This is a genomic window from Rhodococcus sp. AD45-ID (genome assembly GCF_003023755.1).
In the GTDB taxonomy this organism is placed as follows: Bacteria; Actinomycetota; Actinomycetes; order Mycobacteriales; family Mycobacteriaceae; genus Rhodococcus_F; species Rhodococcus_F globerula.
The window spans coordinates 260,507-285,787 of the sequence record NZ_PYHL01000001.1 but is presented as its reverse complement, the minus strand read 5'-3'; the positions used below and the strand labels follow the sequence as shown (position 1 = coordinate 285,787).

Here is a 25,281-nt window from a genome sequence, read left to right as displayed (position 1 = left end):
GTCTCGCTCAGGGCACCTTCGCCGCGGCAATCGCGCCATCGAACAGGTCTGCCACCTCGCCGAGGGAGTCGATAATCGGCTGCCCTGATTGTTCGACACGAGCCCGTACCAGTGAACCCTCGAGTGCCGATACAGCCAGTACCGCAAGCCGTTCCGCTCGAGTGTGTGCGACACCTGAGGCAATCAACGAGTCACTCAGTATCGACGACCACTGTCGGTAGACGGCCTGTCCGGCGGCGGTGACGCTCTCCGAATCGGGGGCAAGTTCCAACAGCACCGTCGTGATCGGTGAGCCTTCGTGGAAGTCTGAATCGCTCACCCATCCGACGAGTAACCGGGAGTACTCGCGCAGCAGTGAGCCGGCGTCCGGGTTGTTGTCGGCGAGTTCGGTGAGGGTGTTGGCCACCAGCTGCCCGCCGACACGGACGACCTCCGTGCCGATCTGCTCTTTGCCGCCGGGAAAGTAGTGGTAGAGCGAACCTTTCGGGGCTCCGCTCGACTTTAGGATCTCGTTGAGACCGGTCGCCGCGTACCCCTGGCGTCGAAACAGATCGGCCGCTGCTCGAACTAGTGCTTCGCGGTGTTTCGGGGGAGTCGCCACGAGTTGGAGCTTAAACACCCCGGCGATCCACCACAATCTATGTAGACTGGTCTACATGAAGAATTCCGAGATGCTCGAGCAGTTGCGGGCGGTCAACGCGTCGGCAGCTTTCAACCGGTGGGCCGGATTCGAGGTCGCGGAGGCTGAACCGGGTCGCGTGAGTCTGCGACTCGAGTGGCGTGAGGATCTTGGGCAGTACGCCGGACATCTGCACGCTGCACTGGTTGCGGGGCTTATCGACACTGCGTGCGGATTTGCTGCTTTCACGCAAGTGGGCGTAGTGGCGGCGTCCAACTGCGCGGTCAATTTCGTGAGTCCAGGGGTCGGAACTGCGTTTGTCGCCACGGCACGCTCGGTCAAGACCGGGCGCAAGCAGGTATTCGTCACCGCCGAGGTTCATGCCGAACGCGAAGGCGAATCCGTGCTCGTCGCGTTCGGCACCACCCTGTTGGTTCCACTCGCCGCTCAGGCTTAGGGAACCTCGGGCAACCTCAGGGAATGAGGATGAACTTCCCGGCGGGATGGGAACTCTGCAACTCGGTGTGAGCGAGTGCGACGTCTGCGAGCGGGAAGGTCTTGGCGATCTTCACGGTGAGGTGTCCGGACCCGGCTTGTTCGACCAGTTCGGAGCGAGCCTTCAAACGTGCTTCGGCACTTGCCGGATTGCCTCCGCCGACAGACGCGAAGCCGTCGGTCTGCGCGCGTCCGAACGCGACGATGGTGACGATACGGCCCTTGTCGGCGACCAATGCCAAAGATGTATCGACGGCTTCGTCAGTTCCGGCGGTGTCGAAAGCGGCGTCGACACCGTTCGGTGCGAGTTCACGAACGCGGGCTTCGAGGCCGTCGCCGTAGAGCACCGGCGTGGCGCCGAGCGAGCGCACGTAGTCCTGATTCGATGCTCCCGCAGTGCCGATCACGGTGGCACCGCGTGCTGCGGCGAGCTGAACCGCAATAGCGCCGACGCCGCCGGACGCGCCGTGGATGAGGACGGTGTCCCCGGAGCCGACTCGTATGGTGTCGAGGGCGTCGACTGCAGTTCCGCCGACGAGAAGGAGTCCGGCCGCCTGCTCCCAACTGATCGAAGAAGGTTTTGGCGTGACGGACGACGAGGGAACCACAACCTGTTCGGAGTACAGGCCACTTCCCGGGCTGACGATCACTTCGTCGCCGACGGCAACTGTCGTGACATCGGGGCCGATCGCTGACACAACTCCGGCAGCCTCACCACCGAGATGTATCGGCAGTTTGCTCGGATCGGTTCCCCACGCACCGCTGTAGAGCTTGTAGTCGAAGGGATTGACGCCGATTGCTTTGACGTCGACGCGTACTTCTCCGCGCGCCGGCGGCGGAACCTCCACGTCGATCAGCTTCAGAACATCGGGGCTTCCGTATTTCTGCGCTATCACTGTTTTGGTCATGTGTGGCGCAACGGGCCTCGGTGGAACGATATTCCCGAGACCCGCTGCACATTCATTGATTTTGTTCGGTGTGACTCGATCAGCGAAGCAAGGTTCCCAGGTCGAGCGGCATGGCAATTCCGGTGATGTGGTGCGCTTCGTCCGATCCCAGGAATGCGACCGCTGCGGCGATGTCTTCCGGCTGGCTGACCGGATCGGGCAGGGTCTGCATGAAGATCGGTCCGAGTGTGTGAGCGTGTTCCGCGATGAGGGGTTGCATATCCGTCATCTGCATCCCGGTGGCCACACCGTGTGGGTGGATGGTGTTGACTCGAATGTTGTACTGCCCCAACTCCGACGCCATGGTCTTCGCGAGACCGGTGATGCCGTGTTTGCTGGCGACGTAGTGGCCGAGAAACGGAAGCCCGCGCAGGCCGGCCACGGAACTGGTGAAGATGATCGAGCCGCCGGTGCCCTGCTTGATCAGGTGCGGGATTGCGGCTTTCGCGGTGTAGAAGACGCCGGTGAGGTTGACGTCGAGCGTTTCCTTCCACTGCTCGGGCGTGATCTCCCAGGACATGTTCGCGGAACAGATTCCGGCATTGGCAACTACGACGTCGAGGCGGCCGAGTTCGGCGATACCGGAGTCGAGTGCGGCCGAGAGCGCGTCGAAGTCGCGGACATCGGTCTTGGTGGCGACAATTCGGCGGTCGAGTGCCTTGACCAGTTCGACGGTCTCGGCCAAGTCGTCTTCGGTTGCTCCGGTATACGAGGTGGAATTGAATTGGACGCACGCGTCGACGGCGATGATGTCGGCGCCTTCCTCGGCGAGCCGAACTGCTTCGGCGCGGCCCTGACCGCGAGCGGCTCCCGTGATGAATGCGACCTTGCCGGTGTAGCGACCTGTGGACATAGTGTGCAACCTCTCGATGGTCCTGTAGTGCTGGTACCAAGAAAGTTAGCGTGGGAAAGTGTGTTGCAGGACACGTAACCCGCTCACCGGAATACACGGGCAGGCCCGGTTCACGGTGATTCGGTCTCGCGAATCAGTAGAGCAGTAGGACCGCCGCGGAAAATATCGCCGGCACGAGACGACTCGATGACGTTGCCGGTTGCATTGTCGGTCCAGCGGCCCTCCGGTAGCCCGATCACCGTGTCACCCCAGCCGTGATCTGCGAGGACCATCGAATGCCGGGTAGCTAGTGCAACGACGGCGGCCTTCCCACCTCGAGGACCGCGCGAGAATCCGACGACGTGCCCTGAGCTCTCACCGGATGCCAGAACCGGGAGATAGGTGCCGCCGACAAACCAAGAGGGGTACTCGCGTCGCAATGTCAGCGCGGTGCGAACTACATGGAGTTTTGCTGCGCCGGTCGCGTCGACGGAGGTTTCGGTGCTGTCAATCAGCCCGCGACGGACATCGAAGTCGATCAATCGACGGTTGTCCGGGTCCACCAGCGAATCTTCCCAGAGTTCGGTGCCCTGGTAGATGTCCGGGATTCCCGGTCCGCAGATCTGAAGTAGTTTCTGTCCCAACGAGTCAGACCAGGCATGTCGGGCGATGCGGGAGACAAGTTGTGTGATCGATGCGGCGACCGGGCCGTCGATGACGTTGTCGATCCAGGTGTGGACTGCCGTCTCGAATGACGAATCCGGAGAATTCCACGAGGTCGCGAGCGCGGCCTCGCGAATTGCCTTCTCGGCGTATGCGTGCAGACGTGAGCGGAAGTCGGGGGCAGCCTCACCCACCGGCCACACGCCGACGATGTTCTGCCAGAGGAACAATCCTGTCATCGGTTCGGGGCTGGGTTCCACCTCTTCCCAGTCTTGCACCAGCCTCGACCACACTTCCGGCATCTGCGACAGGACGTTGATCCGGGCGCGAACGTCTTCGCCGCGTTTGGTGTCGTGGGTGGACAGGGAGGTCATCGCTGCGGGCCACAGTCGAGCCCGATCGGAATTGGCGAGGTGGAACTCGGCAACTGAAATGGAGAACGCGGCCGGATTGCCCCCGACTTCTTGCCGCGAGATCAATCGCGCAGTCCGATAGAACAACCGGTCCTCGACGGATTTTGCCATCACTGCGCCGCACACCTGCTGGAAGCGGACCGCCGCCTCGCCGCCGCCGGACAATGCCTGCGCCAGGGCGTTGAAGGCTTCTTCGTGGCCAGGAGCAAGTTCGTGGATTCCGCCGACAATCCGAGCCGTCAGACCGGCAAGGGGGCTGTAGTCGGAGCGGTACACCGGCATTCGTGCGATGACAACCACAACTGCGTCATTGAGCGCCTTGTCGCTGCATCGGGTTCCGGTTTCGCTGCGAATAGCCCGCACCAGGCGACGGATTTCAGGGGCGAGTTCACCGCGCGCCGTCTCACGTTTGAACTGACGTTCTGTGTGATGTAGCCAGGTGCTGTCGCCGTCGTTGCCGGTCAAGGCGCCGGACAGTTCGGAAAGCTCGTGCTCGCCGCTGGGATCGACAAATACTCCGCCCAGTTGGTTCAGAGCGTCGTACCCGGTGGTGCCGTCGACGGGAAGTAATGGATCGAGTGGTTCGCTGTGCCCGAGAATCTTCTCGATCACGATCCACTGATCCGGTCCCAGCAACGATCGAAGGCGTTCGAGGTATTCCACCGGATCGGCAAGTCCGTCGGGATGATCGATCCGAACCCCGTCGATCAGGCCCTCGTCGACCCACGATTTCAGTTCACGGTGGCAGAGTTCGAAAACCCGCGGATCTTCTTGGCGCAATGCCGCGAGTTCGTTGACGGCAAAAAATCTCCGGTAAGTGATGATTCCGGCGTCCCACGGAACAAGCCGGTACGACTGACGGGCGTGGATTTCCTGAGCCGATCCCGTGCCTGTTCCCGGGGCGATGGGGAACCGATGTTCGTAGAATGCGAGAAGCGGTGTCGCGGTGGCGTGATCGACGGTGAGGGAGTCGAGATCAGCGGGCTTTCCCAACACCGGGAGAGCTAGCTTTCCGTCCGCCCCGTTGTCCTTGTCCCAGTCGATGTCGAAGAAGTCTGCGTACGTAGATGCCCGCCCGTACGTGAGAACATCCCACCACCAAGCATTTTCGTGGGGTTTGGCCACTCCGACGTGATTGGGCACCAAATCGACGATCAGTCCCATGCCGCGTTCTCGGCACACGCCCGACAGCTTCACCAGTGCCTCTCGGCCACCGAGACCCTCAGCGACGGTGGTGGGGTCGGTGACGTCGTACCCGTGGGTCGATCCGGACGTCGCCGTCAGGACGGGGGAGAGGTAGAGATGTGAAACTCCCAGAGTGTCAAGGTAATCGACGATACCGGCCGCGTCGTGGAGCGTGAACGCGTCTGGTCGCAGTTGCAGGCGGTACGTGCTGGTGATCGGCGTCATCGTTGTCTCCTCAGGCCGTTCTGCGAAGGACCATCAATGCACGAGCGCGGACGCCCAGAACCGTTCCGGCTTCAATCACCACATCGCTTTCGCCGGTGGGCATCGAGGTGTCGAGTACCACCGTCCACTCCGCCGCATAGTCGGCATTGGGAGTGGAGAATTCCATGTCTTCGTAATGGGCGTTGAAACACAACAGGAATGAATCGCCCACTACGCGCTCGCCGCGGTAGTTCGGCTCGGGGATAGCTTCGCCGTTGAGGAACACGGCTAACGATTTACCGAAACCGCTGTCCCAATCCGCCGGTGTCATTTCCTCGCCGGCGGGAGTGAGCCACGCGATGTCACGGCTCTGATCACCACTGCGGATGGGCCGACCCTCGAAGAACCGTCGACGCCGGAACACGGGGTTCTTGGCGCGCAACGCGATAGCGCGTTTGGTGAACTCGACGAGGTCGGCGTTGGTCTCCGCCAGTGACCAGTCCATCCAGGACAGTTCGGAGTCCTGACAGTAGACGTTGTTGTTACCCAGCTGAGTTCGGCCCATTTCGTCGCCGTGTGCGAGCATCGGGGTGCCCTGACTCAGCATCAGCGTGGCAAGAATGTTGCGACTCTGGCGTGCGCGGAGTTCGAGGATCTCGGGGTCGTCGGTGGGGCCTTCGACGCCACAGTTCCAGGACCGATTGTGTGATTCGCCGTCATTGTTGTTCTCGCCGTTGGCTTCGTTGTGCTTCTCGTTGTACGAGACGAGGTCGTGGAGAGTGAAACCGTCGTGAGCGATGACAAAATTGATGCTGGCGCCGGGACGCCGACCGGTGGCCTCGTACAGATCGGACGATCCGGTGAGCCTGGACGCGAATTCGCCGAGTGTTGCCGGTTCGCCGCGCCAGTAGTCACGAACCGTGTCGCGGTATTTGCCGTTCCATTCGGTCCACAGTCCGGGGAAGTTGCCGACCTGGTAGCCGCCTTCTCCGATGTCCCACGGCTCGGCAATCAGCTTGACCTGACTGACAACCGGATCTTGTTGCACCAGATCGAAGAACGCGGACAGTCGGTCGACGTCGTGCAGTTCGCGGGCCAGTGTGGACGCGAGGTCGAAACGGAATCCGTCGACGTGCATTTCGGTGACCCAGTAACGCAGCGAGTCCATGATGAGTTGCAACGTGTGCGGATGACGGGCATTGAGGCTGTTTCCGGTGCCGGTGTAGTCCATGTAGTGCGCTTCGTCGCCGTCGACCAGGCGGTAGTAGGCGGCGTTGTCGATTCCGCGGAAGCTGATGGTCGGCCCCATGTGGTTTCCCTCGGCAGTGTGGTTGTAGACCACGTCGAGGATCACCTCGATACCCGCCTGGTGGAAGCTGCGCACCATGGCCTTGAATTCCGCCACGGCCGCATCGGGTTTGGCGGCCGAGGAGTAGTCGGTGTGTGGAGCGAGAAAGCCGAAGGTGTTGTAACCCCAGTAGTTTCGCAGTCCCTGATCGAGCAGCACCTGATCGTGCATGAATTGGTGCACCGGCATCAGTTCGATGGCGGTGACTCCGAGGTTGGTCAGGTGGTCGATGATCACCGGATGTGCCAGTCCGGCATAGGTTCCGCGCAGCTCCTCCGGAATTCCGGGATGCGCGGCGGTCATGCCCTTGACGTGCGCCTCGTAGATCACGGTTTCGTGGTACGGGCGCCCGGGTGAGCGGTCCGACGCCCAGTCGAAGAATGGGTTGATCACTACGGTAGACATCGTGTGACCGAGCGAATCATGCTGCGGGAAAGAGATAGTCGAGGGTTCGTCGACCAACTCGTCGTCTTCGATTGCGGTGTCGCCGGTATCGACGGTGTCGTCTTCGGGTGTTTCTTCGACCTGGGTTGTTTCGGCAACTGTTTCGTCGATGCCTGTTTCTTCGCCGGTAGGTTCTTCGGCAGCAGTTTCCTCGAGTTCGCCGGTGTCAGGAATCGTGTTGCCGTCGTTCGCTTCAGCCATGTCGGCCGCATCGATGTCGTAGGAGAACAGCGAACGATCGCCGTCGAAGTCGCCGGCAAAGGCCTTGCCGTACGGGTCGAGCAACAATTTGCTGGGGTCACAGCGCAGTCCGGCAGATGGATCGTACGGACCGTGCACCCGGTAGCCGTAGCGCTGACCGGGGGATACCGAGGGCAGATAGGCGTGCCAGACGTATCCGTCCACTTCGTCCATCCGGATTCGGGTTTCGGTTCCGTCCTTGGCGATCAGGCAGAGTTCGACGGCGTCGGCAACTTCGGAGAACAGGGAGAAGTTCGTCCCTGCGCCGTCGTACGTCGCGCCCAGAGGATATGCGCTGCCCGGCCACACGGCGATCGGTGTGCTGGCAGGTTTGTCTGTCGGCGACTGCTCCATGAACGAACCCTATCGCCCACGTCGGACACCCTCTTGTCGGACCGCTTTCCCTCCAACCCTGTCAGGCCTGGCTGCGGGCGACTTCGAGCATTGCGGCTGTGATCTGTTCCACCTCGTGGGCGGAGCAGAGATACGGCGGCATCGTGTACACGAGGTTGCGGAACGGGCGCAGCCACACACCTGATCTGACCGCGGCATCGGTGGCACTGCGCATGTCGACCGGACGGTCGAGTTCGAGAACTCCGATACCGCCGAGAACTCTGATGTCCTTCACGCCTCGGATCGACTGTGCGTCCGCGAGTCCTCGATCGAGTCCCTCGGTCAGTCTCGTCACGTCGCGTCGCCAGTCCATCGCCAGCAGGAGTTCGGTGGACGCGACTGCGATTGCGCAGGCCAGTGGATTGCCCATGAACGTCGGCCCGTGCATCAGGCCGCCGCCCTCGCCTGCGGTGATGGCCTCGGCCATGTCGGTGGTGCACAAAGTGGCTGCCAGGCTCAAATATCCACCGGTCAGAGCTTTGCCGACGCACATGACGTCTGGGCTGACGCCGACGTGATCGGCGGCAAACAGTTCACCGGTTCGGCCGAAACCTGTCGCGATTTCGTCGAAGACCAGAAGGACGTTGTACTTGTCGCAGAGCGCTCGAAGGTCGACCAAGTAGGCGGGGTCGTGGAATCGCATGCCGCCTGCGCCCTGAACAACAGGTTCGACGATGACCGCAGCCAGTTCGTGGTGATGCGCCGCGAGCAATCCGTCGAGATGCCGGACGTACTCGGGGTGATACTCGGTTGGCGGTGCGTCCGCAAAAACCTGAGCGCGGAGAACGTCGGTCCAGAGGGAGTGCATGCCGCCGTCGGGGTCACAGACGCTCATCGGGGTGAACGTATCGCCGTGGTATCCACCGCGCCACGTCATCAGACGATTCTTCGACGGTTTTCCGAGACTGCGCCAGTACTGCAGACACATCTTGACGGCAACTTCGACGGCGACGGAACCGGAGTCCGAGAGAAAGACCTTCTCGAGCCCCGCCGGGGTGATATCCACGAGGAGTTTTGCGAGTGTGGCCGCGGGTTCGTGAGTGAGTCCGCCGAACATGACGTGACTCATCTTGCCGAGTTGGGATACCGCGGCGGCGTCGAGAACCGGATTGCGGTAGCCGTGGATCGCAGCCCACCACGAACTCATGCCGTCGACGAGTTGGGTGCCGTCCGACAACGTCAAGGTGGCGCCATGTGCGCTGTCGACGACCAGTGGTTCGGTTGTTGCCGGAAACGCTCCGTACGGATGCCAGAGGTGCGCGGCGTCGATCGCGGAGACGGTGGCTGATTCCTGTCCGAGTGTGTGCACACCTGCACCATAGCGACATGCTTGAACGGCGTTCAAGTATGGTCGGAAATGTGACTACCTCGTTGAACTGGCTCACTGCCGTCGAAACGGAACGCCGCGCCGCCGGATTGCGCCGTGACGTGCGCCCGCGAACTGCCGACTCGCCGCTGATCGACCTCGCGTCCAATGACTACCTCGGATTGGTGCGTCATCCCGAGGTGATCGCCGGCGCCATGGCCGCGTTGGAGAAGTGGGGCGCCGGTGCGACGGGTTCGCGACTCGTGACGGGAAGTACCACCGAACACGAATTACTCGAACTCGAGCTCGCAGAGTTTGTCGGGTCCGATTCCGCCTTGGTCTTCTCGTCGGGCTACACCGCCAATCTCGGTGCGGTCACGGCATTGTCAGGGCCGGGGTCGTTGATCATTTCCGACGCCGGTTCGCATGCGTCGTTGGTCGACGCGTGTCGTCTCTCGCGGGCGCGGGTGGTGGTTGCTCCGCATTCCGACATCGACTTCGTCGCGGCGCAGCTCGAGTCACGAACCGAGGAGCGCGCGCTGGTGGTCACCGATTCGGTGTTCAGTGCCGACGGTGATCTGGCCCCGCTTCGCGAACTGCACGGTGTCTGCCGCGAAAACGGTGCATTGTTGCTGGTCGACGAGGCCCACGGTATCGGTGTCCGGGGGAGCGGTGGGCGCGGTCTGGTGCACGAAGTCGGTCTTGCCGGTGAACCGGACGTAGTGGTGACTGCAACGTTGTCCAAGTCCCTCGCAAGTCAGGGTGGGGTTGTCTTGGGGCACAGTAAGGTTCGCGCACATTTGATCGATTCGGCACGGACGTTCATCTTCGACACGGGGCTGGCGCCCGCAGCGGTGGGTGCGGCGCGGGCAGCGCTGACGGTTCTACGTCGGGAGCCGTCGCGCGCGAAGGACGTATTGGATCGTGCGTCGGAGCTGGCCGCGATCACCGGCGTCGGAACGCCTGAATCTGCCGTCGTGTCAGTTGTTCTCGGTGATCCGCAACGGGCGTACGACGCGGCCGCCGAGTGTCGTCGGCAGGGGTTGCATGTCGGTTGTTTCCGGCCGCCGTCGGTTCCCGAGGGAACGTCGCGCCTGCGACTCACCGCTCGCGCTTCCCTGTCGCGAGCCGAGATGGACCAGATCGGTCAGATTCTCGGAAATGTCCTGGCGGAGGCCGCGGTATGAGCATTCTTGTGGTGACGGGGACGTCGACGGACGTCGGAAAGACCGTGGTGACGGCGGCATTGGCGTCGTTGGCGCTGCAGTCTGGGCGCTCGGTTGCTGTCCTCAAGCCGGCGCAGACCGGCGTCGGACTCGGTGAACCCGGGGATCTGGCCGAGATCGATCGTCTGACCGGCGGCGGCGTCACGCTGGCCGAATTGGCGCGGTATCCCGATCCGTTGGCGCCCGACACCGCCGCACGGCGCAGCGGTCTTCCGATGCTCACGATGGGCGCGGTACTGGCCTGCGCGCGAGAGTTGGATGCCGCTCACGACCTGACGCTGATCGAAGGTGCCGGCGGAGTCCTGGTTCGCCTGGGTGCAGGCAACTTCACGGTGCGCGATGTCGCAGCGGAACTGGGGGCGCCTGCCGTCCTCGTTGCCGCTGCCGGGTTGGGAACGCTCAACCACTGCACGCTCAGTGTGGAAGCGTTGGCACACAGGGATGTTCGGTGCTCCGGTCTGGTGATCGGGTCGTGGCCGGACGAACCAGGGCTGGCTGAGCAGTGCAACCGCGACGATCTTGTGTCGGTGACCGGTGTTCCGCTGCTCGGATCGCTGCCTGCTGGTAGCGGTTCATTGGAGCCGCGGGAATTCGCTCGCGTTGCGTCGAGCGAACTTGGGTCAAGTTGTCTAGGTGAGTCGCGATCGCCTGTTGGAGTGGATTGCTTGCCGTGACATGGCAACCGAGGCATTGACGACCGTCTCGCCGAAGCGCTCGAGAACCAGTGACTGGGTAGCCGCGAGGTGAACGCGCGCCAGGCGCTCCGCTTCGGCGGATCGTCCGGCCGCGATTTCTTCGACTATGCGGCGATGCGTGCGAACCGCTTCCTCCGCTTCGCCCTCTGACGGATACTCCCCACGAACCGTGAGTGCCTCCGCCCAGGCTTCTTCCTGCGCGGACCACAGGGCAACATAGCTACTCACCGCATAGCGAATGGTGGCATTCGGGGTGAAGGACACGACAAGATCGTGAAACTCGCGCGCCGCGTGAGTGAAGGCGACGCCGTCGCCGATCTTTCGCGCAGATGCGTCGATGGACGCGGTCAGTGCCGGTACTACGACGCGGTTGCGGTCCGCCCGCTTCGCACATTCGGATGCGCAGAGGGGTTCCAGCATCTGGAGGCCGGATGCGAGGTCGCGCAACGTGACTCGCGCGGCTTGAAGGGAGAGACCAAGGTGGTAGGCGGCCGAAACTTCGTCGGGGCGATGCACGTCGGCGCCGCCGACATTGCCGCGCCGTACCGTCACCAATCCCTCGGTCTCGAGTATGCGCAGTGCTTCCCGGATGGACGGGTAGCTGACACCGAAGTCTTTGACCAGCTGTTCCTGGGTGGCGAGTCGGTAGTTGTCGTCGGCGAGGATGTGGTCGCGAAGTTCGTCGGCAACTGTTTCTGCAATGCGGCGCTGCGGGACGCGGCCGCGCCCGCCGGTATTCACACGGGCACCTTTTTGCTCATGGGGTGAATCCTAGACGGAGAATCTCGCACCTCCAAGTATTGCTATCCTTATTAGGATTGAACTAATGTAATTCCCATGGACTTCACGATGAGTGAGGCCGCGACGGCGTTCCGAGGTGAGCTGCGCCAGCTGGTGAAGGAGCACGTTCCCGAGGATTTCCGCGGGGCCTTCACAGATGACCCGGCTGATCTTGATGTGGCCCAGCGGTTCTGCCGCATTCTTGCCGACCGCGGACTGCTGTGCATGGCATGGCCCGAGGAGTTCGGCGGTCGCGGCGCCACGGTGTGGGAGCAAACGGTGGTTCGCGAGGAGATGTGGGCGCTTCACGAACCGCGCGGCGCGCAATACATGGGCGTCAACTGGGTGGGGCCCACCATCATGCGACACGGAACGCGCACGCAGCAGAGCCTGCACCTCCCACCGATTGCCCGAGGCGACGTCATCTGGTGCCAAGGATTCAGTGAGCCCGAAGCCGGTTCCGATCTGTCCTCGCTGCGTACTGCCGCACGCCGTGACGGCGATGGTTGGCTCATTTCCGGCCAGAAGATCTGGACGTCCTACGCCACGATGGCGCAATGGTGCTTCCTACTTGCCCGGACGTCGACCGGTGAGCGCCGGCAGCAAGGCCTGACGGTATTTCTCGTACCGATGTCCGACCCGGATATCGAGGTCAGGCCGATCCGCGCCATGCTCGGACCGCACCACCTCAACGAGGTGTTCTTCAACGATGTGCGGGTTACCGAGGAGAACGTGCTGGGTCAGGTGGACGAAGGCTGGAGCCTGGTTCAGGAAGTGCTTGCCTTCGAGCGCGTCGGCATCGCTCGCTACGCGCGCTGTGAACGGCTGTTGCACGACGCCGCAACGGTTCTCGGGGACAGCTGGGACAGTGTCCCGGAAGGATTGCGAAACCGGTGGGCGCGAATGCTGACTCATTGTCGGCGCGCTCGACTGCTTGCCTATCAAGTCGTCGCGTTGCAGAGCCAGGGAACAGTTCGCCCGGGCGACGCCGCCGCATACCGCATCGCTGTGACCACACTCGATCAGGACAGTGCCGAAGTGCTGACGGAACTCGCGGCCTTTGTACACTCGTCGGACACTGCAGGGGGCGTGGTTGTGGATAACGCAGACGCGCAACGATTCTGCCGCGATGTCGAGGAACATTGGCGCTATTCGCAGGCCGCGACAGTGGCGTCGGGAAGCATCGAGATGCAAAGAATTCTCCTTGCTCGGTCACTTCTGGCGGCCGCATGAAGCTTGAATTAAGTAACGAGGCAATCGAATACGGTCGAACGGCCTTACGTGCCTTCGAGTCTGCGGGTGGTGATCAACTGATTCAGCGGGGCGAGCGGGATCCGGTGCGTCGGGGAAGTGTTGTGGCACCGGTGTTGGCCGACCTCGGCGCGTGGGATCTCGATCCTCGCGGTGACGGGGACGAACTCGAAGCGGCGGCCGCACTGTGTCACAGTGCTGGCTACTGGGCTGTGCCGTATCCAGTGGCTGAGCGGCTGGCGAGGCCGGTTGACCTTGCCGTCGACGGGTTGATCGTTGTTGCCGATCGCGCCCCTGCCGGCCCGGTATCCGGCATCGATCTACGCTGGGCCGCAGTGACATTGGGCGGCCGTCGTAGCTCCGTTGTCGTCCGCCCGTCGCAGGACTCACCGCGCACAACAGCATTCGTCGCGCAGTTCGACACGAACTTCGTCGACGACAACGGAGCGAAGGATGTGGCGCTGGCGTTGCTGTTGCCCTGTTGGACGCTACTCGGGATGCTCGATCGGGCGATGGACCTGACCCGCGCACATGTGTTGCTGCGCGAGCAGTTCGGGCAACCGCTCGCGAAGCTGCAGAGTGTGCAGTTCCAACTCACCGATGCACAGGTGCAGCGCAGTGGCCTCGAGGTGCTCGCGAAGTACGCACTGTGGAGCGTCCAGACCGATAGCAGTGAGGCGCTCGACGACGCACTTGCGCTGCGGTTGGCCGCAATCGAAGCTGCCGAGATCGTGTTCCGTGTTGCACATCAATTGCACGGGGCGAGTGGCTTCTGCGACGAGACCACGCTGTCGTGGCTCTCGCGGTACAGCCTTCCACTGCGGCGGTTACCGCTCGGCTTGTCGGCGACGGGTAGCGCATTGACGCAGCGGATCGGCCGTCGCGGCCTTACCGGACTATTCAGTGACACAGCATCTATCAGTGACACAGCATCTATCGGTGGTGCAGCGTCTATCGGTGGTGCAGCGTCTATCGGTGGTGCAAGGGAAGTGGCAACACTGTGACCTACGACCTTCCTGAAGAGCTGACGGTCGAGTGTGACGGCCCGATTCGACTTGTCACGATAAATCGACCGGCCGAACGCAATGCCGTGAACAAACCTCTGCACTGGGCTCTGGCGAACGTGTGGCGACAGTTGGCCGCGGATCGTGAGGCGGCTGTGGTGATTCTGACCGGGGCCGGCAAAGCCTTCAGTGCTGGTGGCGATCTGGACTGGATCTCTTCGTTCCTCGACGATCCGGTTGCCCGGGACGAAAGCATCCGTGAGGGTGCAGAAGTCATCGACGAGATGCTGAGATTTCCGCTTCCCGTGATCGCCGCGGTCAACGGTCCGGCGGTAGGCCTCGGGTGCAGTGTGGCTGTCCTGTGTGACGTCGTACTGATGTCGGACACCGCTTATCTTGCCGATCCGCACGTTGCCGTCGGCCTGGTTGCAGGCGACGGCGGGGCTGCCTTCTGGCCGCTACTCACCCCGATCATGAGATCGCGAGAGTTCTTGTACACGGGTGATCGAATCTCCGCTGCTACGGCAGTCGAGTTGGGGCTTGCCAGTCGAACCTGCGCGCCCGAGGACTTGGTTGGGGAGGCGAGACGCCTTGCTGTGCGATTGGCGGCGCAGCCGCGCGAGGCATTGCAGGGGACTAAACGCATCGTCAACATGTACCTATCCCAGGCACTCGGTGGTCCCATGCAAGCCGGTTTTGCTGCGGAGGTTGCCACCATGAGCTCTCCCGAGCATCGGCAGCGTCTTGGCGCCATGCGATCGACGGCCGTGACCCGATGACGGTGCTCGCTCCTGGTGGCACGCTCGACGAATTTCGCGAGAACGTGCGGGACTGGTGCCGCACCCATGTGCCGACAGACTGGCGAGCCGAGCAGACCGGAGCGTCGGACGAGGAGTTCGTTCGGTTCCAGAAGGCATGGATGCAGGAACTCCGCACTGCTGGTCTGGCGGTGCCGCACTGGCCGCAGGAGTGGGGCGGCGGGATGTCCACCCCGCGGCAAATCGTCCTGTATCAAGAGCTTGCGGCCCATGACGCGCCGCGCCTCGTGCTGCCGTTCGTCTCGATCCATCATGCAGCGTCGACGCTGCTTGCGGCGGGGACGGACGAACAGCGGCGTCGTCATCTACCGGCGATCCTCGACGGCGAAATCTGGTGTCAGGGTTTCTCCGAACCGGGAGCAGGATCGGACATGGCGGCACTGAAGACGACAGCGCGACGGGACGGGGATGCCTACGTCGTCAAGGGACAAAAGCTGTGGGCGAGTGGCGCGATGTACGCGGACTGGTGCCTTCTCCTGGCTCGCACCGACCCGAACGCACCGAAACGGCAGGGCATTTCGTACTTTCTGATGGATATGAAAACCCCGGGAATCGAGGTCCGGCCGATCCGGCAGGCCACCGGCGAGTCGCACTTCTGCGAGATATTTCTCGACGACGTTGTCATCCCGGCGTCGCAACTGGTCGGACGGCCCAACGAGGGCTGGCAGGTTGCGCAGGAAACGCTTGGCGCCGAACGTGGGATGACTATGCTCGAGCTTGCAGAGCGCCTGGGCTCGAGCGGGTTTCGGTGGCTGGTGGAGTTGTGTTCGCGTCACCGCGGCGATGCTCTGGTGGCAGATGAACTGGCGTCACTCGAGATCGAACTGACGGGATTGCGCGCGCTGTGCGCAGACTTTGCCGGTAATCCCCGGCCTGGTCCGGCGGATGCATCCATTGTGAAGTTGCACTACAGCGAACTCCTGCAACGGATGACGGATTTCGGCGCCGACATCGCGGGCCTTTCCGCGCACACCGTGCTGCGCAAACCTTTGTCGAGTGGGTGGGAATCCGGTGCGTGGGTTCTGGACTTCATCGGCTCGTGGGAATGGACGATCCCCGGTGGAACCAGCGAAATCCAACGCACCATTATCGGCGAGCGCGGCCTCGGCCTCCCTCGCGAACCGAGAGGCCACTGATGTCGTCGTCGCTTACAGAACTTGCCGAAGTACACGCAGAGCTGCGTGCAATGGTGCGTGAGATTCTGGCAAAGTCCGGTAGTGAGGCGGTGAACGGGGAGGTGGACTGGGGACTGATTGCTCGCTCCGGTGCAGTTGGTCTCGAGGTGCAGGCGGAATTCGACGGCGCCGACGCAACGTTCGGGGAGGTCGCGCTAGTCCTGCAGGAAATCGGTCGTACGGCTTCACGCACCCGATACGTGACTGTTGCGGCACTTGGCGTCGGCGCGCTCAATCTGCTGGAATCGCGGCCGGAACGAGATCGGCTGTTGTGCGATACCGCCGCCGGATACGCGGCTCCGATTGTTGTTCTCGGTGGTGAAACGTTGGGGGAGAGCACCTTCCGTATCGACCAGAATGCAGATGGTTACCAACTGAGCGGGCACGCGAGCTTTGTGCTCGATGCGAGCGCAGCGGACAGTTACCTTGTGCCTGCACGTGAGGCTGACGGGAACCTCGTTGTTGTCAACATCGACCCGCGGGCTGCCGGACTGACTGTGACGGAGCAGGAAGTTCTCGATGCCACGCGCAACTTCGGGTCCGTGACAGCCTCGTGCGTGGTCGTCGGCCCGGAATCGGTGTGGCGTGTGCGCGATGATGCGTCGAATGCTCTTACCCGACTGTGTGATCGGGCTGCGGTTGCAGTGGCGTGTGACAGCCTCGGGCTGAGCGAGGCCATGTTGGAGGCGACCGTCGACTATGTCGGAGTGCGTGAGCAGTTCGGACGTCGGATCGGTTCGTTTCAGGCCGTCAAACATGCGTGTGCGGACATGCTCGTTCAGGTGACGATTGCCAGGTCTCTGGTCGCGGCGGCGGTGCGTGCTTTAACCCAGGACACGTCGGACGCTTCCGTCGCAGCCGCGATGGCGAAGTCGTACGCGTGTTCTGCGGCAGTTGATATTGCCGGGAAGGCAATGCAACTCCACGGCGGCATGGGCTACACGTGGGAGAGCGGGATACACGTCTACCTCAAACGTGCGACGCTCAATCGTTCCCTGTTCGGGTCTCCGGCTGCGCACCGAACGCGGTTGGCTCAGAGGTATTTTCAGGAGTCGTAGATTTCGCTGGGTGTACCGGCTGATCAACCCGGTAGCTATCGATCAGCCGGTACACCTTCACGCCTTCAACAGTTGTGCAGCGCGCTCTCGAATTTCACTGGATTTGATTTTTGCACTGCCGGTGAGAGCGATTTGGTCCTCGTCGAAAAACAGCACATGACGCGGAACCTTGTAGCTGGCGAGGCGTTCTCGCAGGAAAGTGCGAATTTCTTCTTGATGCAGATCGGTGCCCTCGTGCGCAACGATGCAGGACACGACGACCTCGCCAAGCGTCTCGTGCGGAACACCAACAGTGCGGGTGACCTTCACTCCGGGATGGCTGACCAGAGCCTCGTCGACTTCGAGCGGTGAGACGTTTGCGCCACCGGTCTTGATGATGTCGGTGAGGCGGCCCTCCCAGAACAGCCGGCCGACATCGTCGAGATATCCGCCGTCGCCGGTGTGGAAGAAACCTTCGGCGTCGACGGTCTCGCTGAGCGGTGTGCCGATATACCCGAGCATCAGTGTCGGACCCTTGACACAAATTTCGCCGCGTTCGCCGATCGGGAGAACATCGCCGGTGAGCGCGTCGACAACCTTGACGGTTGTTCCGGGAAGCGGCTCACCGCTGCTGCCCCCCGTTACGTCGTCCGGCGTATTGGCCGGGAAACAAGTTGAAATGGTGAAGGTTTCGGTGTTTCCGTACGCATGGCCGGGTTCGAACCATGTGGCCGTGACGCTGGGGTGACGGGCTACCGGTGTGTTGAAATCGACGTACGACAAGCTACTCAAATCCGCGCCGGTCCAGTTGGGTGCGGATTCGAACTGTGCCCATTGGTGCGGCCACGCAAACGGAAAGTTGACTTGTTCCGACTCGATGAGCCCGATTGCCTCTGCTGCGTCGAACGTCGATTGCAGTACCAATGAGCCACCGCTCGCGAAGGTCGTGCCCAGCGCCATCGCAAAGTTGCCTGACCAGAAAAATCCGTTGGCCGACCAGCATCGGATGTTGTCCTCGGGGTTGAAACGATACATGCGCCGAAATCGCCACATCTGAATGCTGACACCACGATGTGCGCTGAGAATGCCTTTGGGTTTGCTTGTCGTCCCTGACGAGAAGAACAGCACAGCAGCATCACTCGGGCGCACAGCCGCCGCGATGGATTCGATCAACCCCCTCGATTGGTCGACGCCTCGCGAGCGGAATGTGTCCCACGTGTCGATCGCCCCGATTGCTTCTCCGTCGCCGACCATGGCCAGATGACGAAGAAAAGGGAATCGCGGCGACTGCACTGTGCCGGGAGCTGCAGTGCCGAACTGTGGTTCGAGCGTGGTCAGCACCTCCGCAAGGTCCTTACCGAGTACGGTGCGCTCGAACAGCAGAACCGAGACTGCAGAATTCTCCAGCAGGTAGTCCAGTTCCGCCGCTGTTGAGAACGTGCTGAGTGTGACCGCTACACCGCCGGCGAGGGCGGTGCCGAACACCGACGCGATCCACTCCGGACGGTTGGTCATCAAGACGCCCACCCGGCCGTCCTTGCCCAGACCGATACCCCGCAGAGCTTGGGCGACTTCGATTGCGCGCTCCCACAATTGTGCGTAGGACCAGCGGACGACACCGTCATCGGAGCGCATGACCAGAGCTTCGCGATCGTCGTACATCTGCGTCACTTCCCGGAGGAATCCGGGAAGAGTCAGTGCGCCGAGGCCTGGTTCGTCGAGCAGTGGTACACCGTGCGCGATTGAAACAGCTGGTGCCGCATTCACATCGGTGGTCAAGGCTTGCCTCTTTCATGTCGAGGGAGAGTCAGGAGAACGGCAGTTCGACCTCGGCCGTGCAGGACACCAGAACGTCGCCGTCCTGATTTGTCAGACGCAGCTTGATCTGGACAAGCGGTACGCCCCAGGCTGATTGAGCTTCCTTGCCAACGACCTCGGCGTCGAAGTACGTCACGTCGCCCTCGAATGCGGGTGTGCGGAAGTCGGCCTTGGTATGGCGAACCATGCCGTTGTGACCTGCCCAGTTGGCGAGGAAGTCGGTGCACCAGGCGCCCATCGTCGCGCCGTAACCGTAGGCCCTGGCCATCCCGACTTCGCTGGCCTTGTCGCTGTCGATGTGGCCGCGAGACGGACCGACGTACAGGCCGTCGCGCTTGCGCGGGTCGATCTTGGCTCCTTCCTCGTCGTAACCGAAGCCCTCCACCCAGCCCGGATCCTGGTAGACCCAGGGATCTTCGACGCCTTCGGGTGCAACCCAGTGGAAGGTGCCCCAGATGTTGAAAAGGAATGCGCGGTACTCCGTGGTGAAGCTTGCGATGCTGTGCGGGCCGATGACGCGTCGCTGCAGTGTGTCGCCGATCTCGACCTCGTCGAAGCGCGGTGAAACACCCATGCGGTTGGACATGAGCCATTCGTGGCGCAGGTTCTCGACCTCGATGAGTTCTGCGTTGGTCCACCGTTTGACGGCCCCGACATTGTTGTTGTACATGCCGCGCTTTGTTGCCTCGTCGGCCAGGTAACGGATGGCTGTCGACCGTTCGAGTGCAACCTTGGAGCCGTGCTGGTTGGTGTGGAGCGTGTCGCCGCGCGAGAACATCGTGGGACCGGCGAACTTCGTATCGGCAACCTTGTAATCGTGGAAGCGTCGTTCTTGGAACAACGTGTCGCCGGGACGCACCGGCGTTCCGTAGAACCACCATTCCTCGCCGCCGAAGATCAAGTGGCTGTTCGGAATGTGTCCGACGCACGCCGGCTGAGCTCCGTGCCCGTAGTCCAGACCTACTGCGATGGACTGCGGTGCGATCAGACCGCCGAACTTACTGGCACGGGCAAATTCCTCATCCCAGTGGATCGGGTTGGGGTTGTCCATCGCCATGACCCAACGCCGCACGTCGGTGGTGCTGCACGGATCCCACAGCTGCCCGCCGCCGACAGGTTGGCCTACACGGTGGTCTACATCGGACAGATCGAGTTCGACGGTTTCCGGTTCGGTTAACTTCGTATTCATCGTCTCTGGCTCCCGGCTATCGATTGACGTCGACGACGATGCGTCCACGCACCGTGCCGTCCATGAGTTTTCTTGCAGCAGTGATCGATTCGCCCAGTGCGATGTCGTGGGCGATTGACTCCAGTGCCTCGGCATCCAGATCACGAGCCAGGCGATCCCAGGTGGCCAGGCGACGAGACTTGGGTGCCATCACGCTGTCGACACCGAGCAGTGACACGCCGCGGAGAATGAACGGCGCAACCGAGCCAGGGAAATCCATCCCCTGAGCGAGGCCACAGGCTGCGACAGCACCGCCGTACCGGGTTTGCGCGCACGCGTTCGCGAGGGTGTGACTGCCCACCGAATCGACGACGCCCGCCCAGCGTTCCTTCTGCATCGGCTTGCCGGCACCGGAGAGTTCGGCGCGGTCGATTACCGTTGTTGCGCCAAGGCTTTGGAGGTATTCCGCTTCGTCGACCTTGCCGGTCGACGCAGCGACGGTGAAGCCTGCCTTTGCCAGTAGGGCGATCGCGACACTGCCCACTCCGCCGGATGCTCCGGTCACGAGTATCTCGCCCTGGTCGGGCGATACACCGAAGTCGACGAGAGCGTCGACGCACAGGCTGGCGGCATAGCCCGCAGTGCCGATAGCCATGGCGGCATGGGCGGTGAATGCCGCGGGAAGTGGTATCAACCAGTCGCCGTTCAGGCGCGCGCGCTGGGCGAGTCCACCCCAGTGGGATTCGCCGACGCCCCAACCGTTGAGTACGACGCGATCGCCGGCTGCCCAGTCTGCGTGTGAACTCTCGGTGACTGTTCCGGCGAGGTCGATTCCGGGGACCATCGGGAACTTGCGCACTACTGGAGACGAACCGGTAATGGCCAGAGCGTCTTTGTAATTGAGAGTTGAATAGTCCACGTCGATGCTGACATTTCCGTCGGGTAGATCAGCTTCGTCGAGACTGGTGCAGGCGACGCTTTGTCCCGTGTCGTTCTTCTCGATGACTATTGCCGAAAACATCAGAAATGAATTCCTTCCTCAACCGGTTCGGAGCGCGTTCGCGTCCTGAAATCCGTGGGTGATGCACTGCAGATCGCGGTGTCCACCGTTAGCAGGGCCGAACTGCCGGGACTGTACTGCGCAGTAGCTGTCGTACAGGTCTTTTCGCACAGTACGTCAATCCTATCAATGATGGCAATACTTGACATTTACGCAGATCGGAATGTACTGACGGATGTCCTTGATTTGACAGCTCTAAAAGGGATAATTAGCGCAATTCGTCGGTTTCCAGCGCACGTTTTCCGCTGTATGTCCGATCGCCTCTCACAATTGATCCAAAGATTAGGTAGGTAGGGCGGTGGATGCGGTGGAAAACTCGACGTCAGCTGCGGCGCTACGCCACAGCCTGCTTATCGGTCTTTGCGTTTTTGTCGCGTGCTTGATCGGGACTTTCAGCCGGCTTCCCGGTACCCTTGCCGTGTTCTGGCCGGCAAACGCACTGTTGCTCGGTCTGCTTGTTCGATCACCCCGTTCGGCAACCGTTCCGACGTGGTTCTGTGCGGCGACCGCCTATATTTCCGCGGATCTGGTCACCGGCGGTTCCGTCGAATCAGCTTTGTGGCTCGGTGCAAGCAACATCATCGGCGTTGTCGGTGGGTTCTACGCATTTCGATGGGTCTGCGCGGAAGATCGAAGGCTTTCGAGTATCCGCTCGGTGGGTTACTTCGTATCCGCGACCATGGTCGCGGCGGCGCTGACAGGATGTGTCGGAGGAGCTGCGAATGTGGCACTTTTCGGCGGCACATGGCCGGACGGCTGGATTCTCTGGTTCTCGGGCAACCTCGTCAACTACATGACGATTGTTCCGCTGGTACTGACTTTTCCGTCGCTTCGACCTGAGGACCGAGACCCTGAGGCCGTGTCCAGGATCCTTCGGCTGTCCGTGATTCCGGCCGCATTGTTGGCGTTGTGCATTCTGCTCCAATGGGTCATCGGCGGCGCCGGTGCAATTGCGTTTGCCATGCCTGCTCTTGTCACCGCCGCACTGCTGACCAATGTCTTTGTCACGTCACTGATGACCGCCATATCGACCGTATGTACGTTGGTCTTGACAGCCGACGGGCACTTGGGAACAGCTGTCGAAGGTTTATCCGCGGTCAGCGTTTCCGTAAGGATCGGATTGGCTCTGTTGGCAACTGCGCCCCTCGCGGTTGCCTGCGTGATCTATGAACGTCGACGCGCTCTCGCTGCTCTGACTGAAGCTGTGATGCTCGACGACCTGACTGGAGCGCTGCGCCGGGACGAATTCATGCGAAAAAGCATCGGCGCCGTCGGATCTCTTCAGTCCGGCCTGCCAGTCAGCGTCCTGATGATGGACCTGGACCACTTCAAGAAGGTCAACGACACCTTGGGCCATCGGACCGGGGACACGGTCCTTGTTGCGTTTGCGGATCAAGTGCGGCGCCATCTCGACGACACAGCGCTGTTTGCGCGCCTGGGCGGTGAGGAGTTTGTCGTTCTGTTGATCGACACGGATCTGGACGAGGCAACGCAAATAGCCGAAATAATTCGGGTGGCACAGCAGGAGCAATCGAGGACAACGCTCGGAGAACTCGGCCCGACTGTCAGTATCGGTGTGGCGTGTTCGCCGTCCGGTGACGCGGACGTGAACAGCATGATCGATTGCGCCGACGAAGCGCTGTATCTGGCAAAGAAGTTCGACCGTAACTGCACCGTGTCCCTGACCGCGAGAAGCTGATGTCCTGACCGCCGGAAACTAGTGACTGCCGGAAGTTGATCGGCTTTTCGGAATGTCCCGGAAGGCGATGTTCTGCTCGTGTGTGCGTTCACGCGGCATACCGAGGACTCGCTCGCTGATGGCGTTGCGGGCCATTTCGGTGGTCCCGCCGGCGATGCACCACACCTGTTGGCCGAGATAGTCCGTGGCGCAGTCGCCGACCGTACCGTCGTCGTCGTCCCACGCTGCCCCGGCAGGCCCGGTGAATTCGTAGATGATCGTCACCAGACGGGTAGACATCAGACCTGCCATCAATCGGGCGATACTCGCGGCCTGATCGGACATTGCGCCGGTGGTGATGCCCTGGACAACCCGATGCTGTAGTGCGTTGTTGGCCAGTTCCAGCATGCGGGCCTCACCGATGAGGTCACGGCTGACGGGGTCGTTCAAGCGACCCGCATCGCGCGCGACTGCAAGCAGTTCCGGCATCTTCGTTCCTCGTTGCGTGCTTCCGGCTGCCATGGTCGCGTACGGCGAGTTCGACAGCATTCGTTCGTGGAACATCCAGCGTGTGCCGACGGTCCAACCGTCGTTGATTTCGCCGATGCGGTCGCTGTCCGGAACCCTGACGTCGGTCATGAACTCTTGACAGAATTCCCGCGACCCACTGAGCAACTCGATGCGGTTGACTTCCATGCCGGTGCGATCGAGCGGCACCATGAACACGCTCAGCCCCCGATGCTTGGGCACGTCCCAGTTGGTTCTGGCAAGACAGAGCGCCCAATCGGACCACCAGGCGCCGGTAGTCCAGATCTTCGATCCGTTCAGTACCCAGTCTTCGCCGTCTCGAACAGCGGTGGTGACCGCGCCGGCGACGTCGGAGCCGCCGCTGGGCTCGGAGAGCATTTGCATCCAGATCTCTTCGCCCTTCAAGATGGCGGGGATGTGGCGTTGCTTCTGCTCCTCGGTGCCGAATTCGAGAAGCACTGCGGCGCAGGGCACAAAGGTCGGAGATTGTAGACGTTCGGCGTACTTGTAACCGGCGAGTTCCTCGTTCAATGCCCGCTGGTGAGCATGAGTGAGGCCTTGCCCGCCGTACTCCTGAGGGAAGCAGATCCCGGCAAGGCCCGCATCGAACAGTCGTCGCTGAAGTGTGCGTTGCTCCGCGACGTCGGTGAGTTCGTCCTCGTCGGGTCCTTCGGCGCGCATGACACCGATGTTTGCCTTCGGGTCGCTGGGGCCGAGGTTGTTTCGGATCCAGGTGCGTGCCCGAGTGCGAAACTGCTCGACCGATTCCATGTCGACGACGGTCTGGGGTGCCTGGGTGCTCAACGGATGCTCTCCTGACGTACGGCGATGGCGGCGATCAATTGGCGGTGCTCTGCGGGAGTGCCGTAGCTCGAGCGATTAGCTGCAGCCCGCCGCATGAACAGGTGTAGATCGTGCTCGAATGTGACGCCGATCCCGCCGTGGATCTGCACACAATCCTGGAGTAGCTCGCCGCCGCGATCGCCGATGTATGCGTGTGCGGCGCTGGTGAGTTCAGCGGCGTCCGGGCTTTCCGCAGCAACTGCGGCTGCTGCCGCGTCGGCGAGACCGTGGCTGGCTTCGAGCCAGGTCTTCATGTCTGCGAAGCGGTGTTTGAGTTCTTGGTACGACGCAAGGGGGCGTCCGAACGAGTATCGGTCGAATGCCCACGCAACGGTGAGGTCGAATGCCGCTTGCATCGCTCCGACGGATTCGGCGCAGCCCAGCACGATGGCGAGTTGCCGACAACGCTCGACGTCACGAGCCGCATCGCGTGTGTCTCCGATCATGGCGCTCAGGGGGAGACGTACGTTGTCGAACGTCACCGCGGCGTAGCGCCGTGTCAGATCGATTGATCGCAACGGCTTTACGTGCACACCGGGAGTATCGGTGGGCACCAGGACTTGCGCGACGGAGTCGCCGTTCTGGCCGGTGACGAGAAGGACATCGGCGGTCTGGGCAGCTTCGACGGGGCGTTTTGTGCCGGACACAATTACGTCGTTGCCATCGACGCGAATCTCCAGTGGTGGAGTGCTCACGAGACTGTTCGCTTGTGGCTGGGTGAAACACCATGCTGCGGTGGAAGTTCCGGCGAGTAGTTCTGCAAGAACTTGGTCTGTGGTCTCGCTGGAGTAGTTGTTGAGAAGTGCGGCAACGACGTTGGTCGGGGTGAGTGGGCCGGGCGCGGCGGTGCGGCCGAACTCGTACGCGACAAGTGTGAGGTCGACGAGTCCGCGATCGCTGATTGTGCCCCCACCGTGCTTTTCGTCCACCAGGAGGCTGGTCCAGCCGAGTTCTGCTCCGCGCCGCCAGTATTCGGAGTCGAAGCCCATGGGGTTGTCGCGCAGAAGACGCACAGCTGAGCTGGGCACCTGTGTGTTCAGGAACCGGGCTGTGGTGTCCCGGAAGAATTCCTGGTCCGGGGTCAGCTCCAACAACATGTTCGCCCTCTCGC

General features: G+C 62.1%; 21 protein-coding genes. 9 read left to right on the top strand and 12 right to left on the bottom strand.

Translation table 11 applies throughout. The annotated features are described in order from the left end of the window. Nucleotides 1-7: 7 nt before the first annotated feature. Nucleotides 8-601 (bottom strand): TetR/AcrR family transcriptional regulator, encoded by a 594-nt coding sequence (locus C7T36_RS01230; protein ID WP_045070266.1) that lies wholly within the window; start codon nucleotides 599-601, stop codon nucleotides 8-10. Nucleotides 602-656: 55 nt separating this feature from the next. On the opposite strand from C7T36_RS01230, the gene C7T36_RS01225 reads away from it, so the two are divergent. After that, entirely contained in the window at nucleotides 657-1,076 is a 420-nt protein-coding gene (locus C7T36_RS01225; protein ID WP_239654798.1) for a PaaI family thioesterase, read from the top strand. Between the two features lie 16 nt (nucleotides 1,077-1,092). Here the strand turns inward: C7T36_RS01225 and C7T36_RS01220 are convergent, their stop codons facing one another. The 5 genes from C7T36_RS01220 to C7T36_RS01200 form a co-directional block, all read right to left on the bottom strand. Next, on the bottom strand, nucleotides 1,093-2,022 hold the full coding sequence (locus C7T36_RS01220; RefSeq protein ID WP_045070263.1) for an NADP-dependent oxidoreductase: 930 nt from the start codon (nucleotides 2,020-2,022) through the stop codon (nucleotides 1,093-1,095). A gap of 79 nt (nucleotides 2,023-2,101) precedes the next feature. After that, on the bottom strand, nucleotides 2,102-2,914 hold the full coding sequence (locus tag C7T36_RS01215) for a mycofactocin-coupled SDR family oxidoreductase (RefSeq protein WP_045070260.1): 813 nt from the start codon (nucleotides 2,912-2,914) through the stop codon (nucleotides 2,102-2,104). A 110-nt stretch (nucleotides 2,915-3,024) separates the two neighbouring features. Continuing rightward, nucleotides 3,025-5,379, bottom strand: a complete 2,355-nt coding sequence (gene treY, locus C7T36_RS01210; RefSeq protein WP_045070258.1) for a malto-oligosyltrehalose synthase — start codon at nucleotides 5,377-5,379, stop codon at nucleotides 3,025-3,027. Nucleotides 5,380-5,389: 10 nt separating this feature from the next. After that, nucleotides 5,390-7,744: a glycogen debranching protein GlgX gene (gene glgX / locus C7T36_RS01205; protein ID WP_045070257.1), complete on the bottom strand. Its 2,355-nt coding sequence runs from the start codon at nucleotides 7,742-7,744 to the stop codon at nucleotides 5,390-5,392. Nucleotides 7,745-7,805: 61 nt separating this feature from the next. Beyond that, nucleotides 7,806-9,092: an adenosylmethionine--8-amino-7-oxononanoate transaminase gene (locus C7T36_RS01200; protein WP_045070256.1), complete on the bottom strand. Its 1,287-nt coding sequence runs from the start codon at nucleotides 9,090-9,092 to the stop codon at nucleotides 7,806-7,808. Between the two features lie 38 nt (nucleotides 9,093-9,130). On the opposite strand from C7T36_RS01200, the gene C7T36_RS01195 reads away from it, so the two are divergent. After that, nucleotides 9,131-10,276: an 8-amino-7-oxononanoate synthase gene (locus tag C7T36_RS01195; protein ID WP_045070254.1), complete on the top strand. Its 1,146-nt coding sequence runs from the start codon at nucleotides 9,131-9,133 to the stop codon at nucleotides 10,274-10,276. Then, nucleotides 10,273-10,989, top strand: a complete 717-nt coding sequence (gene bioD / locus C7T36_RS01190; RefSeq protein WP_045070252.1) for a dethiobiotin synthase — start codon at nucleotides 10,273-10,275, stop codon at nucleotides 10,987-10,989. The genes C7T36_RS01195 and bioD overlap by 4 nt, the downstream gene beginning before the upstream one ends. On the opposite strand, the gene C7T36_RS01185 is transcribed toward bioD, so the two are convergent. Then, a complete protein-coding gene (locus C7T36_RS01185; RefSeq protein WP_033230967.1) occupies nucleotides 10,945-11,751 on the bottom strand; it encodes a FadR/GntR family transcriptional regulator in 807 nt (268 codons plus the stop codon). The two genes, bioD and C7T36_RS01185, sit on opposite strands and share 45 nt — an antisense overlap. 96 nt (nucleotides 11,752-11,847) lie before the next feature. On the opposite strand from C7T36_RS01185, the gene C7T36_RS01180 reads away from it, so the two are divergent. The 5 genes from C7T36_RS01180 to C7T36_RS01160 are packed head-to-tail and all read left to right on the top strand — an operon-like array spanning nucleotide 11,848 to nucleotide 17,096. After that, nucleotides 11,848-13,023 (top strand): acyl-CoA dehydrogenase family protein, encoded by a 1,176-nt coding sequence (locus tag C7T36_RS01180; RefSeq protein WP_045070249.1) that lies wholly within the window; start codon nucleotides 11,848-11,850, stop codon nucleotides 13,021-13,023. Further along, nucleotides 13,020-14,045, top strand: coding sequence for an acyl-CoA dehydrogenase family protein (locus C7T36_RS01175; RefSeq protein WP_084703023.1), 1,026 nt, complete (start codon nucleotides 13,020-13,022; stop codon nucleotides 14,043-14,045). Before C7T36_RS01180 ends, C7T36_RS01175 begins: the two co-directional genes overlap by 4 nt. Next, entirely contained in the window at nucleotides 14,042-14,824 is a 783-nt protein-coding gene (locus tag C7T36_RS01170; RefSeq protein WP_045070247.1) for an enoyl-CoA hydratase/isomerase family protein, read from the top strand. The genes C7T36_RS01175 and C7T36_RS01170 overlap by 4 nt, the downstream gene beginning before the upstream one ends. After that, nucleotides 14,821-15,999: an acyl-CoA dehydrogenase family protein gene (locus C7T36_RS01165; RefSeq protein ID WP_033230964.1), complete on the top strand. Its 1,179-nt coding sequence runs from the start codon at nucleotides 14,821-14,823 to the stop codon at nucleotides 15,997-15,999. The genes C7T36_RS01170 and C7T36_RS01165 overlap by 4 nt, the downstream gene beginning before the upstream one ends. Continuing rightward, on the top strand, nucleotides 15,999-17,096 hold the full coding sequence (locus C7T36_RS01160) for an acyl-CoA dehydrogenase family protein (RefSeq protein WP_045070245.1): 1,098 nt from the start codon (nucleotides 15,999-16,001) through the stop codon (nucleotides 17,094-17,096). Before C7T36_RS01165 ends, C7T36_RS01160 begins: the two co-directional genes overlap by 1 nt. Nucleotides 17,097-17,153: 57 nt before the next feature. Here the strand turns inward: C7T36_RS01160 and C7T36_RS01155 are convergent, their stop codons facing one another. The 3 genes from C7T36_RS01155 to C7T36_RS01145 are packed head-to-tail and all read right to left on the bottom strand — an operon-like array spanning nucleotide 17,154 to nucleotide 21,082. After that, nucleotides 17,154-18,854: a class I adenylate-forming enzyme family protein gene (locus C7T36_RS01155; protein WP_239654797.1), complete on the bottom strand. Its 1,701-nt coding sequence runs from the start codon at nucleotides 18,852-18,854 to the stop codon at nucleotides 17,154-17,156. A 28-nt stretch (nucleotides 18,855-18,882) separates the two neighbouring features. Beyond that, a complete protein-coding gene (locus tag C7T36_RS01150) occupies nucleotides 18,883-20,082 on the bottom strand; it encodes a MaoC family dehydratase N-terminal domain-containing protein (protein WP_045070242.1) in 1,200 nt (399 codons plus the stop codon). A gap of 16 nt (nucleotides 20,083-20,098) precedes the next feature. Next, nucleotides 20,099-21,082: an MDR family oxidoreductase gene (locus C7T36_RS01145; protein WP_033230961.1), complete on the bottom strand. Its 984-nt coding sequence runs from the start codon at nucleotides 21,080-21,082 to the stop codon at nucleotides 20,099-20,101. A gap of 337 nt (nucleotides 21,083-21,419) precedes the next feature. Here C7T36_RS01145 and C7T36_RS01140 point away from each other — a divergent pair, with 337 nt between their 5' ends. Beyond that, on the top strand, nucleotides 21,420-22,820 hold the full coding sequence (locus C7T36_RS01140) for a GGDEF domain-containing protein (protein ID WP_045070240.1): 1,401 nt from the start codon (nucleotides 21,420-21,422) through the stop codon (nucleotides 22,818-22,820). A gap of 18 nt (nucleotides 22,821-22,838) precedes the next feature. On the opposite strand, the gene C7T36_RS01135 is transcribed toward C7T36_RS01140, so the two are convergent. Beyond that, nucleotides 22,839-24,131, bottom strand: coding sequence for an acyl-CoA dehydrogenase family protein (locus C7T36_RS01135; RefSeq protein WP_239654796.1), 1,293 nt, complete (start codon nucleotides 24,129-24,131; stop codon nucleotides 22,839-22,841). After that, the gene (locus C7T36_RS01130) at nucleotides 24,128-25,267 is read right to left on the bottom strand and encodes an acyl-CoA dehydrogenase family protein (RefSeq protein WP_045070238.1); all 1,140 of its coding nucleotides are present in this window, start codon (nucleotides 25,265-25,267) and stop codon (nucleotides 24,128-24,130) included. Before C7T36_RS01130 ends, C7T36_RS01135 begins: the two co-directional genes overlap by 4 nt. Nucleotides 25,268-25,281: the final 14 nt, after the last annotated feature.